Here is a 14,888-nt window from a genome sequence, read left to right on the forward strand (position 1 = left end):
CGCCTGTCGTTTTGTGACAGAACCGTGACGCCTCGCCCTCGAGCGACGTCAAGCGGCTGATTCCCTGGGAGAAACCACCATGCTGTTTGGCAAGCTGCTGCCGCGAGAAGGTAATTTTTTTGAGCTCTTCAACCAGCATGCGGCCTACATCGTCGAAGGTGCACACGCCTTCATCGCGATGATCGACAACTACAGCAACATCGATCTCCGCGAGAAGCACGCCAACGAAGTCGTGACCGCCGAGCGTGCTGCCGACAAGGTGACCGCCGAGGTCAACCGCCTGCTGCACAAGACCTTCATCACGCCGATCGACCGCGAGCAGATCCATGGGTTGATCAATGCGATGGACGACATCGTCGACCTGCTGCAAGACGCCACCGAGACCATGCAGCTCTACGACGTGCGCGCCATGACCGAGGAAGTGCTGCGCCTGGGCGACCTGAGCGCCAAGTGCTGCGAGCGCGTACAGCATGCTGTGTCGCTGCTGCCCAAGCTCAACCAGACCGATGCCGCCGAAGCGGCCATCAAGACCTGTGAAGAAATCGACAAGCTCGAATCGGACGCCGACCGCGTGATGCGCTCGGCCATGTCGAAGTTGTTCCGCGAAGAAACCGATGTGCGCGAGCTGATCAAGCTCAAGGCCATCTACGAGCAGCTCGAGTCCATCTCTGATCGATGCGAAGACGTGGCCAATCTGATCGAGGGCGTCGTCCTCGAAAATTCCTGACCCGCAGGCGGATCTGCGGATGCAAACAATCCAGGTAGCGTTCTGGGTAGTGGCCTTGCTGGTCGTGCTCGCCATCCTGTTCGATTTCATGAATGGCTTCCACGACGCGGCGAACTCCATCGCCACGGTCGTGTCCACCGGCGTACTCAAGCCGCAGCAGGCTGTGCTGTTCGCCGCATTCTTCAATGTGCTGGCGATCCTCGTGTTTCACCTCAATGTGGCGGCCACGGTGGGCAAGGGCATCGTGCACCCGGGTGTCGTCGATCACCACGTGGTGTTCGGTGCGCTGATCGGTGCGATCGTGTGGAACGTGGTGACGTGGTGGTACGGCATCCCGTCGAGCTCGTCGCATGCGCTGATCGGCGGCATCTGCGGGGCGGTGATCGCCAAGGCCGGCGTCAGCGCGCTGGTGGGCGCCGGCGTGTTCAAGGTGGTGGCCTTCATCTTTGTGTCGCCATTGCTCGGCTTCGTGCTCGGATCCCTCTTGATGGTGGCGGTGGCATGGATTTGTCGGCGCAGCTCGCCGCTGCGCGTGGACAACTGGTTCCGACGCCTGCAACTCCTTTCGGCCGGGCTGTACAGCCTGGGCCACGGCGGCAACGATGCGCAGAAGACCATCGGCATCATCTGGATGCTGCTCATCGCCACTGGTTACTCATCTGCTGGCGACAAGTTGCCGCCAGCCTGGACGATCTGGAGCTGCTATCTCGCGATCGGCATGGGCACGATGTTTGGTGGCTGGCGCATCGTCAAGACCATGGGGCAGAAGATCACCAAGCTCAAGCCGGTGGGCGGCTTCTGCGCCGAGACGGGCGGCGCGATGACGCTGTTCCTCGCGACGGCCTTGGGCGTACCGGTGTCGACCACCCACACCATCACAGGTGCCATCGTCGGCGTGGGCTCGGTTCGCCGCGCCTCCGCCGTGCGCTGGGGCGTGGCGGGCAACATCGTGTGGGCCTGGATCTTCACCATCCCGGCATCAGCCTTCGTGGCTGGAATCTTCTACTGGGTCAGTTTCTCGCTGTTCGCGTGATTCCCAGGCGCCTGATCACTGGCTGATCTTGCGGCCTTCTTCGATCTGGTACTCGAAGTAGCGCTGGCCGCTGAAGGCGATGGTCGACATCAGCACGGTCGACCCCACCAGCAGCGAGAGCACCAAGCCGAAGACGACCCCCCAGCCGGTTTGGTGGGTGCGGCCCTGCGGATTGAAGCGGGCATTCCATTTGTCGTCCGACGTCACGCCGTAGACGATGGCGGCCAGCATGCTGGCCGCGAGCGCGATGCCGAGCAGCGGTACCAGCGCCCAAGCCAGTTGGTCGTCCTGGCCGTACTTCAGCACGCGCGCGACGCCGTACGCGCCGACGAGGGTCGGCAACCACCACAGCCAGCCCCAGACGTCGCGCAAGCCGTAGAGGTAGAAGCGGTGCAGACCGAGGCCGCCGCCCAGCAGCGCGATCCACGTCGCCAGCGTCTTCGATTTGTATGAACTCATTGGCCGCTTTCAGGCGGCACGCTGTTGCCGGCACCCAATGCGCGCTGCATCAGGACCACGTCGCGCCAGGCATCGAACTTCCAGCCGCTGGCCTTCAGCAGGCCGGTGTGCTCGAAGCCCAGGCTGCGGTGCACGCCGATCGAGCCGGCGTTCGCCGAGTCGCCGATCACGGCCAGCATCTGGCGTGCTCCGAGTGCTTCGCATTGCTTCAGCAGTTCGGTTAACAGCAGTTTGCCGACACCTTGGCCGCGCGCTACTTCGGACAGATAGATCGAGTCCTCGAGGCAGAAACGGTAGGCGCGGCGCGGCCTGAAGTGGTTGGCATAGGCGTAGCCGAGGATCTGGCCTTCGCGTTCGGCCACCAACCAGGGCAGGCCCTTTGAGAGGACGTCATCGCGGCGGCGAGTCATTTCGGCCAAGTCAGGCGCGTCCAGTTCGAACGTGCCGGTGCCGTTCAGCACGTTCCAGCCGTAGATGGCGGTGATGTGGGGAAGATCGGCTGATGCGCTGGCGCGGATCACGGGAAGGGTCAAGGTTGCACTCCAGAATGACAGTTGAGTTTATAATGCGCGGTTTCGATGGCGGTCGGCCGAAAGCCGGCGTATCTACGACATCGAGCTCATGGCAGAGGCCCTGCGCCTTTGCCCTTTTGATCTGCTTGCCCTGAGTGTCTCCTGGTGCGGTGGATGTTTTCAAGATTCAAGGAAACAACATGGTCGTGATCCGACTTGCACGTGGTGGCGCGAAGAAGCGTCCGTTCTACAACATCGTGGTGTCCGATTCCCGGAACCGCCGCGACGGCCGCTTCATCGAGCGCGTCGGTTTCTACAACCCGGTGGCCGCCGGGGCCGAGCAGCCGCTGCGCGTGGCTTTCGACCGTGTCGACTTCTGGGCTGGCAACGGCGCTCAGCTGTCGCCGACGGTGGCTCGCCTGGTGGCGCAAGCCAAGGCCGCAGCCTGACGTCAACCGTGGCTGCGACGCCCTCGGTCGCCAGTGGGCTCGACCCGGCCTGGCCCGAGGATGCGATCGAGGTCGGCCGCGTTGTCGATGCCTGGGGTGTGAAAGGCTGGATCAAGGTCCAGCCTTTTGCATCCGACCCACAGGCTCTTTTCTCTTCCCGCCGCTGGTTCGTCAAGCCACCGGAAGAAGCCGCTCTCAAGCGGCTGGGTGCCAAGGCATCCGCTTATCCCTCTCTGCTGAAAATCACCGCGGCCAAGGAACATGGCGACGTGGTCGTGGCCCAAGCCCAGGAGGTCGAGGACCGAAGTGGTGCTGAAGCCTTGCGCGGCGCGCGCATCTTCATCGGGCGCTCGAGCTTCCCCACGGCCGATGCCGATGAGTACTACTGGGTCGACCTGATCGGCATGTCGGTGGTCAACAAGCAGGGCGATGCACTGGGCGCCGTGGTCGGCTTGATCGACACCGGGCCCCACAGCGTGCTGCGCATTCAGTCCGACGACCCCAAGGCCGAAGAGCGGCTTGTTCCGTTCGTGGCCGCTTACGTCGACGATGTGAACATGGCCGAGAAGCGCATCACCGTGGACTGGGGTCTGGACTACTGATCCAGCGCCGAGCATGCGCATCGACGTCATCACGCTGTTTCCGGAGTTGTTTGCGCCTCATCTGACGCAGGGCATCACGCGCCGGGCCTTCGAGTCGGGTCAGGTCGACGTGAAACTCTGGCCGCTGCGCGACTTTGCCGACAACGCCTATCGCCGGGTAGACGATCGCCCGTATGGCGGCGGCCCAGGCATGGTGATGCTGGTTGAACCACTGGAGAGGGCGCTTCAGGCCATCCGCGCGGTCCGTGCCGATGCGGCTCCTGTGGTGCATTTCTCGCCCACCGGCCAACGCATCGACCAGGCTCTGGTCACAGAGTTCGCTCGAGGTCCTGGAGCCGTGCTGCTGTGCGGGCGCTATGAAGGCATCGATCAGCGCTTCATCGACCGTCATGTCGACGTGGAGCTGAGCCTGGGCGATTTCGTGCTGTCGGGTGGCGAATTGCCCGCGCTGGCCCTGCTGGATGGCGTGGCGCGTCTGCAAGACGGCGTGCTCGGGGATGCCCAGTCGCATCAGCAAGACAGCTTCTCCGATGGGCTGCTGGACTGCCCGCATTTCAGCCGCCCCGAGGCGCTGGCCACGCCCGAGGGCGAGTCGGCCGTGCCGGCGGTGCTGCTGTCCGGCCACCATGCCGAGATTGCCCGCTGGCGCCGCGAGCGGTCGCTGGAACTGACGGCTCACCGGCGGCCCGACTTGATCGAGGCTTTGCGCAAGCGTGGAGGTTTGAGCAAGGCTGACGAGAAGTACCTGCTCTCCCTTGGGCTATAATCGAGGGCTTTTCGATCCTCTGCCCCGGAGCGGCCAGGGTCCACGGACCCGGCCCACAACAGCAGCATCTGCGTCAAACACCCGCGCTGGCACGATCACAAGGAGAAAGCCTGTGAACCTCATCCAAACCCTCGAGCAAGAAGAAATTGCTCGCCTCAACAAGACCATCCCTCCGTTCGCTCCCGGCGACACGGTGATTGTCAGCGTCAACGTGGTCGAAGGCACGCGCAAGCGCGTCCAGGCTTACGAAGGCGTGGTCATCGCCAAGCGCAACCGTGGCCTGAATTCCAGCTTCATCGTCCGCAAGATTTCGAGCGGCGAAGGCGTGGAGCGTACGTTCCAGCTGTACAGCCCGCTGATCTCGAACATCGAAGTCAAGCGCCGTGGTGATGTGCGCCGCGCCAAGCTGTACTACTTGCGTGACCGTTCGGGCAAGTCGGCTCGAATCAAAGAAAAGCTGGCTTAAGCGCCCGTTGCTCCAAGGAAGAAGCCGCCCCCTCGGGCGGCTTTTTTCGTTTCCAATCTCGCCATGGCTTTGAGTTTCGATCCCCTCGAGTTACCCGTGCGTTCGGTGGACGACCATCTGCCGGCGGTCATCGCGGCCGAGTTGCAAGCCGAAGCCTTGCGCCGGAGATTCCACCAGCCGCCGGTCTGGTCACCTGAGATCGTGGTCGAGCGGCAATTCACCACCAGTCGAACACCGACACATGCGTCGGTGCTTGTGCCTCTGGTGCAGCGTGACGAAGGCCTTGCCGTGCTGCTCACGCAGCGCACCGATCACCTCACGGATCACCCGGGTCAAGTGAGTTTCCCGGGAGGGCGCGCCGAGCCTGAAGACGCGGATGCTGTCGCCACGGCCCTGCGTGAAGCCCATGAAGAGATCGGGCTAAAGCCTGGCCAGATCGACGTGATCGGCCAGTTGCCGACGTACACCACCGGCACCGGCTTCATCGTGACGCCGGTTATCGGGCTGGTGCAGCCGGACTTCAGCATTCAGATCGACCCGTTCGAAGTGGCAGATGTCTTCGAGGTGCCGCTGTCGTTCCTGATGAACCCGGCGAACCACCGCTGGCATGTCGTCGAAGTCAACGGGAGCAAGCGGGAGTTTCTCTCGATGCCGTGGGAGGGTGTCGATGCGGCAGGCCAGCCGCGTCGCTACTTCGTTTGGGGCGCGACAGCCGCGATGCTTCGCAACCTCTACCGCTTTCTCGTTGCGTAGCCTCGTGGCGTGAAAGCTCGCCGCTATCATCCCGGCACATGAGCTTTTTCGCCGTCTTGTTTGCGCTGCTTGTCGAGCAGCTGAAACCCTTGCCACGTAGCAACTTCGTCCACGACGCTCTCACAGGTTGGATGCGTTGGACTGGCCGCAATTTCGATGCGGGCAAGGACCACCACGCGTGGGTGGTGTGGGGCGTTACCGCGCTGGTGCCGGCCCTTGCCTCATGGGCGATCTACCTGGCCATCGCCCATGTCAACTTGCTGCTGGCGCTGGTGTGGAACGTGGCGGTGCTTTACGTCACCATGGGCTTTCGGCAGTTCAGCCACTACTTCACTGACATCCGTGATGCGCTGCAGCGCGGCGATGAAGCCACTGCCCGCAGGCTGTTGGCGGAATGGCGGCATCTCGATGCGAGCGAGCTGCCGCGTACCGAGTTGCTGCGCCATGTGGTCGAGCATTCGCTGCTCGCGGCGCACCGGCATGTCTTCGGTGTGTTCTTCTGGTTCGTTGTGCTGTCGACCCTCGGCTTCGGGCCTGCGGGTGCCGTGCTGTATCGCATGGCTGAGTTCGCGAGCCGTTATTGGGCGTTCAAGAGTCGTGTCGTCGGTGTGCCGAGCAACGAGCGGCTGCTGGCTTTGTCGCAGCGCCTGTTCGGGTTGATCGATCACCTGCCGGCCCGTCTCACTGCCTTCGGTTTTGCGGTGGTGGGCAACTTCGAAGAAGCCGTGACCTGCTGGCGACGTGATGCGGGGCTGTGGAGACACGCCAACGAGGGGATCATCCTCGCCGCTGCTGCGGGTGCGGTGGGCGTGCAACTCGGCGGCAGCGCCGCACCTGGCGTCACGCCCGATCGGTCCAAGACCTTCGATGCAGGCATCATGGATGAGACGGCGGGAGCCGAAGGTTCAACGCCGGGCACCTTGCCCCAGCTCGATCACCTGCGCAGCATCGTCGGTCTGGTGTGGCGCTCGGTGGTCTTGTGGATGCTGCTCTTGGCCTTGCTGTCGCTGGCCAACCTAATCGGTTAGAGATCGATCAGTGCCGTGACTGGGACAGCTCGGCAAAGATCTCGGTGTAGATGCGATAACGCGGCTCGGTGATGTCGCCGCGCTCCAAGGCAGCACGGACTCCGCAGCCGGGCTCGTGCAGATGCGTGCAGTTGTAGAACTTGCAGAGCTTGGACGCGTCGTCGAGGTCGGGCATCAGGCGCGGCAGCTCCTGTGCGCTGATCTGTCGCAGACCGAACTCCTGGAAGCCGGGTGAGTCGATCAAGCCCGTTCGCCGTTCAGCGTCCAGCCAGTACCACTGCGTGGTCGTTGTCGTGTGTTTGCCGGAGTTCAGGGCCTGCGAGATTTCACCCACCTGCGCCTTTGCGTCGGGTGCCAGCAGGTTGATCAGCGTGCTCTTGCCCGTGCCGCTGGGGCCAAGGACGAGGGTGGCCTTGCCTGCCAGCAGATCGGCCAGCTTTTGCCTTGCTTCGTCTGGCCGCGCCTTGAGTGCGACCTCCAGCACGTCGTAGCCCATGTTCGAGTACGGCTTCAAGCGCTCGCGGGCCACGTCGATCTGTGGCAGATCGGCCTTGTTGAGCAGGATGCGTGCGGCAATGCCGGCGCTTTCGGCCGCCATCAGCGCACGCGCCAATTGCGACTCACTGAACACCGGCTCGCTGGCCACCATCACAAGGATCTGGTCCAGGTTGGCCGCGAACGACTTGGTCTTCCACTCGTCTTGCCGGAACAGCAGGTTGCGGCGCGGCTCGACGTGCTCTATCACGCCTTCATCGCCACTGGCCTGCCAGCGCACACGGTCGCCAACCACGCAGTCGCTCTTCTTGCCCCGAGGGTGGCAGATGATGCGTGTGCCTTCGGGAGATTCCACGATGTAGTGGCGGCCGTACCCGGCCACCACCAACCCCAGGTCGAGCGAAGCGAACTTGCTCAACGGGCCGCCGCCACTGCCACCGCGTCAGCCGACAAAGGCCACCAACGCATCGGCCTTGGCCGCACAGATGAAGTCGTTGATCGAGACGCCGTTCACCGAATGCGTGTTGAAGCGCACCACACAGCGGTCATAGCTGACTGCGAGATCAGGATGGTGGTCTTCGGTGTTGGCAATCCAGGCCAGTGCGTTCACGAACGCGATGGTCTCGTAGTAGTTCTTGAACGAGAAACTCTTTTCGATGGAACCACCCGCCAGATGCCAGCCGCTGATCTGTGCGAGGTGGTTGCGGACCTCCGTGTCGGTCATCGCATGGGTGTTTTGTGCCTGGCATTTCTGATGCAGCAGGTTGGTCACGGCTAGCTCCCTTGAAGTTGGATGGCGGCCAGACGTTCCGACGCCGCCGGGTGCGAATAATAGAAGCGCACGTACAGCGGGTCGGGTGTCAGCGTCGAGGCGTTGTCTTCATGCAGCTTCAAGAGGGCCGCGGCCAGATCCTGCCCGCTGGACTGCGCGCAGGCGTAGGCGTCGGCTTGGAACTCGTGCTTGCGCGACAGCTGCGCAAACAGCGGCGACACGAAGAAGCCGAACACCGGCACCACCAACAGGAACAGCAGCAACGCGAGCGCGTCATTCGGTGCGCCGAGCGAGGGGCGCACGCCGAGGGCGGTATAGAACCACGCCTGGCCGGACAGCCAGCCCAGCAAAGCAAATCCGGCCAGGCTGATGGCGAACATCGAGACGATGCGCTTGGTCACGTGCTTGTGCTTGAAGTGGCCGAGTTCGTGCGCGAGCACGGCTTCCACTTCACCGGGGGAAAGCTTTGATAGCAACGTGTCGAAGAAGACAACGCGTTTGGCCGCGCCCATGCCGGTGAAGTACGCATTGGCGTGGGCCGAGCRCTTGCTGCCGTCCATCACGAACAGGCCTTTGGCCTTGAAGCCGCAGCGGGTCATCAGCGTTTGCACACGGGTCTTCAGCGACTCGTCGGCCAGGGGCTGGAACTTGTTGAAGATGGGCGCAATCAGGGTGGGGTAGAGCACCAGCGCTGCGAGGTTGAATACCACCCATGCGMCCCAGGCCCACAGCCACCACAGTGAACCGGCGGCACCCATGATCCAGAGAATCAGGGCCGCAATGGGCAAGCCGATCAGCGCGCCAACGAGCGCACCCTTCAGCGCATCGGCGATGTAGAGCTTCAAGGTCATGCGATTGAAGCCGAACTGCTGTTCGAGGCGGAAGGTGCTGTACAGCTCGAACGGGAGGTCGAGCAGGCTGCCGATGATCGTGAACGACGCCAGCAATGCGAGCTGGTAGGCCATGGCACCGAAACGCGGCGCGACGGCGTCGCGCACCAGCACATTCAACTCATCCAGGCCGCCCAGAAGCGTCCATCCCAGCAAGACCGCCGAGCCGAAGGCGGTGGTCAGCAAACCGAAGCGGCCCTTGGCCAGCGTGTAGTCGGCGGCCTTCTGGTGCGCGGCCAAGGTGATGGTCTTCGCAAAGGGCGCGGGCACCGCATCTCGATGCGCCGCCACGTGGCGCATCTGCCTCGTGGCGAGCCAGAACTTGACGAGCAGCGAAGCCATCAAGGCCGCCGCAAAGAGCAGGGTGAGCGCGGTACTTTCCATAGGCACCAAGTGTAGGCTGCGAGAATGCCCTCAAGGAGAACCAGATGACCGATACCTCAAACACCACCCTTGCCAGCAGCGACCAGAATCTGGTCTGGATCGACCTTGAAATGACGGGGCTGTACCCCGATACCGACCGCATCATCGAGATCGCCGTCGTGGTGACCGATGCCAACCTGACGCAGCGCGTCGAAGGGCCTGTTTTCGCCGTACATCAGACCGATGCGGCGCTGGACGCGATGGACGCCTGGAACAAGGGCACCCATGGCAAGAGCGGCCTCATTGACCGTGTAAAAGCTTCCACCATCGACGAAGCCAGCGCCGAAGCCCAGGTGATCGAGTTCCTGAAGCGTTACGTGCCCAAGAGCACCTCGCCGATGTGCGGCAACAGCATCTGCCAGGACCGGCGTTTCCTTGCCAACTACATGCCCAAGCTGGAATCCTTCTTCCACTACCGCAATCTCGACGTCAGCACGCTGAAGGAACTGGCCAAGCGCTGGAAACCCGAAATCCTGGCTGGGTTCAAGAAGGCGCAAGCGCACACCGCGCTGGCCGACATTCACGAGTCGATCGACGAACTCGCGTACTACCGCGAGCATTTCCTGATCAAGTAATGCGCAGCGCAACAAAAGGCTTTCGGGAAAACCCGGAAGCGATTACAATCTGAGGCTTCGCTGTGATGACCCTTGGGACGACCCAATCATTGCAGCGTTTCGTTCATCCCCTCTGACCTCATCGAGTCTTCCCGCAACTTCGGTTGCGCGGCCTGTTCGAAACCCCCTGGTGTATTGCCAAGGGAACGGTTGGCGGCGATGCCGTCGCTTTGACTGTTCCTTTGCACCCGTCCTCCGGCGCCATGCTGCCGGTGTGGGTTCGGACCTTCTCCCCAGCGACTGATCAGCAGGCCTCTGCCCACGTAGGCGGCCTGCGGTGCTTTTGCGTACCCTTCATCAGAAGCCGGGTGCGCAGGCATTGTTATGTGAAGAAAGAAGACGATGAGTTTCGATACCCTCGGCCTCCAAGAAGGCCTGCTCCGCGCTGTGACTGATTCGGGTTACACCTCCGCCACTGAAGTGCAAGCCCAAGCGATTCCGCCCGCGCTCGAAGGCAAGGACCTGATGGTCTCCGCCAGCACCGGCAGCGGCAAGACCGCCGCATTCGTGCTGCCTGCACTGCAACGCATCCTCGCCGCCCGCGGCGACAACACCAAGCGCCGCGAAAAGGGCGTGGTCTACGGCCCGCGCATCCTCGTGCTGGCTCCCACCCGTGAACTCGCGATGCAGGTCGACAAGGCCGCCACCGTGTACGGCCGTCACGTTCAAGGCCTGCGCGTGACCACCGTCGTCGGCGGCGTTCCCTACGGCGCCCAGCTGAAGGCGCTGCGTGGCCCGCTCGACATCCTGATCGCGACCCCTGGCCGCCTGATGGACCACATGCAATCCGGCAAAGCGATTCTCGAGAGCGTTGAGATGCTGGTGCTCGACGAAGCCGACCGCATGCTCGACATGGGCTTCATCGACGACATCCGCCACATCGTGGACAACCTGCCGCAAAGCCGCCAGACAGTGATGTTCAGCGCCACCTTCGGCGGCAACGTCGGTCGCCTGGCGCAAGACCTGCTGCGCGACCCGCTGCGCATCGACGTGGCCTCGCACACCGACACCCACGAAAACATCGAACAGCGCCTGCACTGGGCCGACAACAAGTCGCACAAGGATGCGCTGCTCGACCACATCCTGACCGAGAAGGAAATGGAACAGGCCGTGGTGTTCACCAGTACCCAGCGTGACGCCGATTGGCTGGCCGACCGCCTCGCCGACATGGGCCACGCCGTGGCCTCGCTGCACGGTGGCATGCCGCAAGGCCGCCGCACCCGCGTGCTGCAAGGTCTGCGCAACAAGCAGCTGAAGGTGCTGGTCGCAACCGATGTGGCCGCACGCGGCATCGACGTGCCGAGCATCAGCCACGTCATCAACTACGGCCTGCCGATGAAGGCTGAAGACTACGTGCACCGCATTGGCCGTACTGGCCGTGCGGGCCGCAATGGCCTAGCGGTGACGCTGGCCGAGCGCATGGACAGCGGCATGATCCGCCGCATCCAGCAATTCACCACGCAGAACATTCCGGTGGCAACCATCGTCGGCCTGGAGCCCAAGAGCCCCGAGCCGCGCATGTTTGCGCCGCGTGCCGACAACAAGTTCGGTGGCGGTGGCAAGTCGTTCGGCCACGGCCGTCCGTCGGGCCCGGGCAAGAGCTTTGGCAACAAGCCTTTCGGCAAGCCGGCGTATCAGCGCGCAGGTGAAGGCTTCCCGCCGCGTGATCGCGCTCCGTTCGACCGCGACCGTGCTCCTATCGATCGCGACAGCGCACAGCACAACCGCTTCAGCACCGACCGTCCGAACGACCGCCACAACAGCGTGTTCATTCCGAATGGTCAGCCAGCTCAGCGTGGTGCCTTCGACCGCGCACCGGTCGATCGCAATGCCAACGGCTTTGCGCCGCGCAAGCCCGCCGGTGCTCCGGCGAAGGGCGGCTTCAGCAAGCCCCAGCGTCCGCGCCCGGGTGGCTTCAGCCGCTGAGTCGATTCGGCGCTGATAAAAAAGGGCTCGCACTGCGAGCCCTTTTTCTTGGCGTCCATGAAAGCGCTTGTCAGATGCGCTTGACGCGCACCACGACGTCGAGGCCCACGTAAGCGTCGGGTTCGCCGTACCAGCTGCCCGAGATCGGCGCGGCCTGCTTCGGGTCGCGCGACACGCCCACGCGCACGAGGTGGTAGCCGCCGAGCAGGTTGTTGGTGGGATCGAACGGCACCCACCCGGCACCCGGCAGATAGGCCTGCAGCCAGGCATGGGTTGAGCCGGCCCCGACGACAGCGGAGTCGCCTGCCTCATCGCTCGCTTCGTCCAGCGAGGGATCGTAGAGATAACCCGACACGAAGCGCGTGGCCACGCCGAGCCGGCGTGCTGCCTCCATCATCAGCAGCGCGAAATCGCGGCAACTGCCGCTGCCACGCGCGAGCGTGATAAGCGGGCTCTGCGTGCCTTCTTCATCCCGAGCGATGTAAGTAAGCTCGTCGCGAATGTGCTGGTTCATCTGCACCAGCAGGTCGCGCGTGCCGGTGGGGCCATCGGTGCGGATGAACTGGCGCGCCCAGGCCGTGAGCTTGCCTTCGGGGTCGTCGTAGTGCGGGCGCAGGTAGTGCTCGAGGTCGAAGCGCTCATCCACGGAATAGGCGAACGGGAAGAACTCGGCCGTTGGCGACAGCGGCAACTCCAGGTTGTTGCTGTGCGCGTGCTCGATAGTGAACGCGCACACGATCTTCAACTCTGTGGCTTCACCCTGCGGCTGCACCAGGGCCACCGAATTGGAGTACGGGTCCTGGATCATTCGCACCAGCGCGACGGGGCTCACCTGCAGATCGGTGGCCAGTACGCGCAAGTCGTGACTCTCGCGCGGGCGAAACATCACCCGGTGCTCGCCGAAAGTCACCGGCTTGGCGTAGCGGTAGACCGTCGTGTGGGTGATGTCGTACCGGACAGGCATGAAGAGTCTGTTCGGCTCAGACGCCGAGCAGTTCGACCTCGAAGATCAGCGTCGCGTTCGGCGGGATCACGCCGCCGGCACCGCGTGCGCCATAGCCGAGTTCGGGCGGGATGACGAGCAGGCGCGTGCCGCCCACTTTCATGCCTTGCACGCCTTCGTCCCAACCCCTGATGACCATGCCGGCACCCAGGCCGAAGTCGAACGGGTCGTTGCGGTCCTTGCTGCTGTCGAACTTGGCGCCCTTGACGCCATCGTTATACAGCCAGCCAGTGTAGTGCACCTTCACGTGCTGGCCGGCCTTGGCTTCGGCGCCCGTGCCGGGTGTGGTGTCTTCGTACTGGAGGCCCGAGGCGGTGGTCTGCATGATGAATAGCCTTTGTGAAAGCGTTTGGAAGATCGCGCATGCTACCGGAGTGCGGCCACGCCGATGGCGGCAGTTGGCCCTTCGCGCGAGAGACCAGCCGCCCTGCGCGGGCAATCCGCATTGCGTGCCGGGAGCGCGCGCCACGTGACTACAGTCGCTCATTTTGAGGAGATCACCATGAGCCAGAACCGCAAAATCGCCGTGCTCGTTGGCAGCCTGCGCAAGGATTCGGTCAATCGCAAACTGGCGTTGGCACTCGCCAAGCTGGCTCCTCCGCGATTCACCTTCGAGCATCTGCGCATCGACGATCTGCCGCTGTACAACCAGGACCGCGACGGCAACCCACCCGAGCAGGCCACCCGCATCAAGCGGGAGGTCGAGGCGGCTGACGCGCTGCTGTTCGTCACGCCCGAGTACAACCGGTCGATCCCCGGCGTGCTGAAGAACGCGCTGGACACGGCCTCGCGTCCGTATGGCAAGAATTCGTTCGCAGGCAAGCCCGCTGGCGTGGTCGGCGCCTCGGTCGGCGCCATCGGTACCGCGATGGCACAGCAGCACCTTCGAAACGTGCTGGCTTACCTCGACGTCCCCACGCTCGGGCAACCGGAGGCCTTCATTCAGTTCACCGAGGGCTTCTTCGACGATGCCGGCGGGGTGAGCAACGAAGGCACGCGCAAATTCCTTCAGAGCTGGGTCGACAAGTACGTGAGCTGGGTCGACACCCACCTCGCAGGGCGTTGAATCAGGGCTTGGCGAGAGGCCACTGCTCGCGCCAGGCCGCGACGGCCTGCGTGAGCCACATGGCCAGCTCGCGAGCGGGCTCCGGCACGGCTAAGTCCAGCGTTAGCGCCGCCTGCTGCAGCAATGCCAACGGGTCGGCGGTGTCGAGGCTGCGAGCCCCGTTCTGCTTCGACAGCTTCTCGCCGTTCTCGCCGAGCACCAATGGCGCGTGCAAATAGCGTGGTGTTGGCAAGCCCAGCAAACGCTGCAGGTGCAGCTGGCGCGGTGTGTTGTCGGCCAGGTCTTCGCCGCGCACCACGTCCGTGATGCATTGGTCGGCATCGTCGACCACGACCGCCAGCTGATAGCTCCACAGACCGTCGGCGCGGTGCAGCACGAAGTCGCCGACTTCCTGCGTGAGGTTCTGCCGTTGGGCGGCCAGACGTCGGTCTGACCACTCGATGTGCATGTCAGACTCGTCTTCCCGGCAGCTGAGCACGCGTGTGGCCCGCGGCGGCTTGCCCTTCAGCCCGTGACGGCAGGTGCCGGGGTAGACCAGTTCGCCATGGCGCGGTTTGTGGCGGCCGGCGGCGGCAAGGGCTAGAGCGATGTCGCTGCGCGTGCAGCCACACGGATAGGTCTTCCCCAGCTGCGCAAGGCGATCGAGCGCCGCCTGGTACAGCGCGCCGCGCTGCGATTGCCACGCCGGCGGTTCATCAGGGTGCAGCCCGCAGGCTGCCAGCTGCGACAAGATCAACCGGTCGGCGCCAGGCACGCAACGCGGCGTGTCCACGTCTTCGATTCGCACAAGCCAGGTGCCATTGTTCGCTCTTGCATCGAGCCAACTCGCCAGCGCCGCGACCAGTGAGCCAGCGTGCAGCGGCCCGGTCGGTGACGGGGCGAAACGGCCGCGGTAGCCCGCCAT

General features: G+C 63.8%; 19 protein-coding genes. 11 read left to right on the top strand and 8 right to left on the bottom strand.

The window, feature by feature from the left end; genetic code table 11:
* Positions 1-79: 79 nt before the first annotated feature.
* Entirely contained in the window at positions 80-727 is a 648-nt protein-coding gene (locus AC1DYS_RS22300; protein ID WP_047483718.1) for a DUF47 domain-containing protein, read from the top strand.
* Between the two features lie 19 nt (positions 728-746).
* Positions 747-1,760, top strand: coding sequence for an inorganic phosphate transporter (locus tag AC1DYS_RS22305; protein WP_477903209.1), 1,014 nt, complete (start codon positions 747-749; stop codon positions 1,758-1,760).
* A gap of 15 nt (positions 1,761-1,775) precedes the next feature.
* Here the strand turns inward: AC1DYS_RS22305 and AC1DYS_RS22310 are convergent, their stop codons facing one another.
* Together AC1DYS_RS22310 and AC1DYS_RS22315 are read right to left on the bottom strand one after the other, a co-directional pair.
* Positions 1,776-2,219 carry a hypothetical protein gene (locus AC1DYS_RS22310; protein WP_477903211.1) on the bottom strand — a complete coding sequence of 148 codons (444 nt, stop codon included), beginning with the start codon at positions 2,217-2,219 and terminating at the stop codon, positions 1,776-1,778.
* Positions 2,216-2,752 carry a GNAT family N-acetyltransferase gene (locus AC1DYS_RS22315; protein WP_477903213.1) on the bottom strand — a complete coding sequence of 179 codons (537 nt, stop codon included), beginning with the start codon at positions 2,750-2,752 and terminating at the stop codon, positions 2,216-2,218. The genes AC1DYS_RS22310 and AC1DYS_RS22315 overlap by 4 nt, the downstream gene beginning before the upstream one ends.
* A gap of 179 nt (positions 2,753-2,931) precedes the next feature.
* Here AC1DYS_RS22315 and rpsP point away from each other — a divergent pair, with 179 nt between their 5' ends.
* The 6 genes from rpsP (at position 2,932) to AC1DYS_RS22345 (ending at position 6,795) form a co-directional block, all read left to right on the top strand.
* Positions 2,932-3,180, top strand: coding sequence for a 30S ribosomal protein S16 (gene rpsP / locus AC1DYS_RS22320; protein ID WP_047483726.1), 249 nt, complete (start codon positions 2,932-2,934; stop codon positions 3,178-3,180).
* An 8-nt stretch (positions 3,181-3,188) separates the two neighbouring features.
* Positions 3,189-3,782: a ribosome maturation factor RimM gene (gene rimM, locus AC1DYS_RS22325; protein ID WP_477903216.1), complete on the top strand. Its 594-nt coding sequence runs from the start codon at positions 3,189-3,191 to the stop codon at positions 3,780-3,782.
* A gap of 13 nt (positions 3,783-3,795) precedes the next feature.
* Positions 3,796-4,548 (top strand): tRNA (guanosine(37)-N1)-methyltransferase TrmD, encoded by a 753-nt coding sequence (gene trmD, locus AC1DYS_RS22330; protein ID WP_477903218.1) that lies wholly within the window; start codon positions 3,796-3,798, stop codon positions 4,546-4,548.
* A 112-nt stretch (positions 4,549-4,660) separates the two neighbouring features.
* The gene (rplS, locus tag AC1DYS_RS22335; protein ID WP_047483733.1) at positions 4,661-5,014 is read left to right on the top strand and encodes a 50S ribosomal protein L19; all 354 of its coding nucleotides are present in this window, start codon (positions 4,661-4,663) and stop codon (positions 5,012-5,014) included.
* Between the two features lie 63 nt (positions 5,015-5,077).
* Complete coding sequence (locus AC1DYS_RS22340) at positions 5,078-5,767, top strand: CoA pyrophosphatase (RefSeq protein WP_477903220.1); 690 nt, start codon at positions 5,078-5,080, stop codon at positions 5,765-5,767.
* A 38-nt stretch (positions 5,768-5,805) separates the two neighbouring features.
* Positions 5,806-6,795 (top strand): CobD/CbiB family protein, encoded by a 990-nt coding sequence (locus AC1DYS_RS22345; protein WP_477903222.1) that lies wholly within the window; start codon positions 5,806-5,808, stop codon positions 6,793-6,795.
* Positions 6,796-6,802: 7 nt separating this feature from the next.
* On the opposite strand, the gene rsgA is transcribed toward AC1DYS_RS22345, so the two are convergent.
* The 3 genes from rsgA to AC1DYS_RS22360 are packed head-to-tail and all read right to left on the bottom strand — an operon-like array spanning position 6,803 to position 9,336.
* Positions 6,803-7,708: a ribosome small subunit-dependent GTPase A gene (gene rsgA, locus AC1DYS_RS22350; RefSeq protein ID WP_477903224.1), complete on the bottom strand. Its 906-nt coding sequence runs from the start codon at positions 7,706-7,708 to the stop codon at positions 6,803-6,805.
* Positions 7,709-7,732: 24 nt separating this feature from the next.
* Positions 7,733-8,062 carry a 4a-hydroxytetrahydrobiopterin dehydratase gene (locus tag AC1DYS_RS22355; protein WP_477903226.1) on the bottom strand — a complete coding sequence of 110 codons (330 nt, stop codon included), beginning with the start codon at positions 8,060-8,062 and terminating at the stop codon, positions 7,733-7,735.
* 2 nt (positions 8,063-8,064) lie between these two features.
* On the bottom strand, positions 8,065-9,336 hold the full coding sequence (locus tag AC1DYS_RS22360) for a M48 family metallopeptidase (RefSeq protein ID WP_477903228.1): 1,272 nt from the start codon (positions 9,334-9,336) through the stop codon (positions 8,065-8,067).
* Positions 9,337-9,380: 44 nt separating this feature from the next.
* Between AC1DYS_RS22360 and orn the strand changes: the two genes are divergently transcribed.
* Together orn and AC1DYS_RS22370 are read left to right on the top strand one after the other, a co-directional pair.
* Complete coding sequence (gene orn, locus AC1DYS_RS22365) at positions 9,381-9,950, top strand: oligoribonuclease (protein WP_477903230.1); 570 nt, start codon at positions 9,381-9,383, stop codon at positions 9,948-9,950.
* Positions 9,951-10,331: 381 nt separating this feature from the next.
* Positions 10,332-11,915, top strand: a complete 1,584-nt coding sequence (locus AC1DYS_RS22370; RefSeq protein ID WP_477903232.1) for a DEAD/DEAH box helicase — start codon at positions 10,332-10,334, stop codon at positions 11,913-11,915.
* Positions 11,916-11,985: 70 nt separating this feature from the next.
* Here the strand turns inward: AC1DYS_RS22370 and AC1DYS_RS22375 are convergent, their stop codons facing one another.
* Together AC1DYS_RS22375 and AC1DYS_RS22380 are read right to left on the bottom strand one after the other, a co-directional pair.
* Positions 11,986-12,879, bottom strand: coding sequence for a transglutaminase family protein (locus AC1DYS_RS22375; RefSeq protein WP_477903234.1), 894 nt, complete (start codon positions 12,877-12,879; stop codon positions 11,986-11,988).
* A 16-nt stretch (positions 12,880-12,895) separates the two neighbouring features.
* Entirely contained in the window at positions 12,896-13,243 is a 348-nt protein-coding gene (locus AC1DYS_RS22380) for an FKBP-type peptidyl-prolyl cis-trans isomerase (RefSeq protein ID WP_477903236.1), read from the bottom strand.
* Between the two features lie 177 nt (positions 13,244-13,420).
* Between AC1DYS_RS22380 and AC1DYS_RS22385 the strand changes: the two genes are divergently transcribed.
* A complete protein-coding gene (locus tag AC1DYS_RS22385) occupies positions 13,421-13,984 on the top strand; it encodes an NADPH-dependent FMN reductase (RefSeq protein ID WP_477903238.1) in 564 nt (187 codons plus the stop codon).
* A gap of 1 nt (position 13,985) precedes the next feature.
* Here the strand turns inward: AC1DYS_RS22385 and gluQRS are convergent, their stop codons facing one another.
* Positions 13,986-14,888, bottom strand: a complete 903-nt coding sequence (gene gluQRS / locus AC1DYS_RS22390) for a tRNA glutamyl-Q(34) synthetase GluQRS (RefSeq protein WP_477903240.1) — start codon at positions 14,886-14,888, stop codon at positions 13,986-13,988.

This window comes from Rhizobacter sp. P2_G4, from assembly GCF_056403575.1.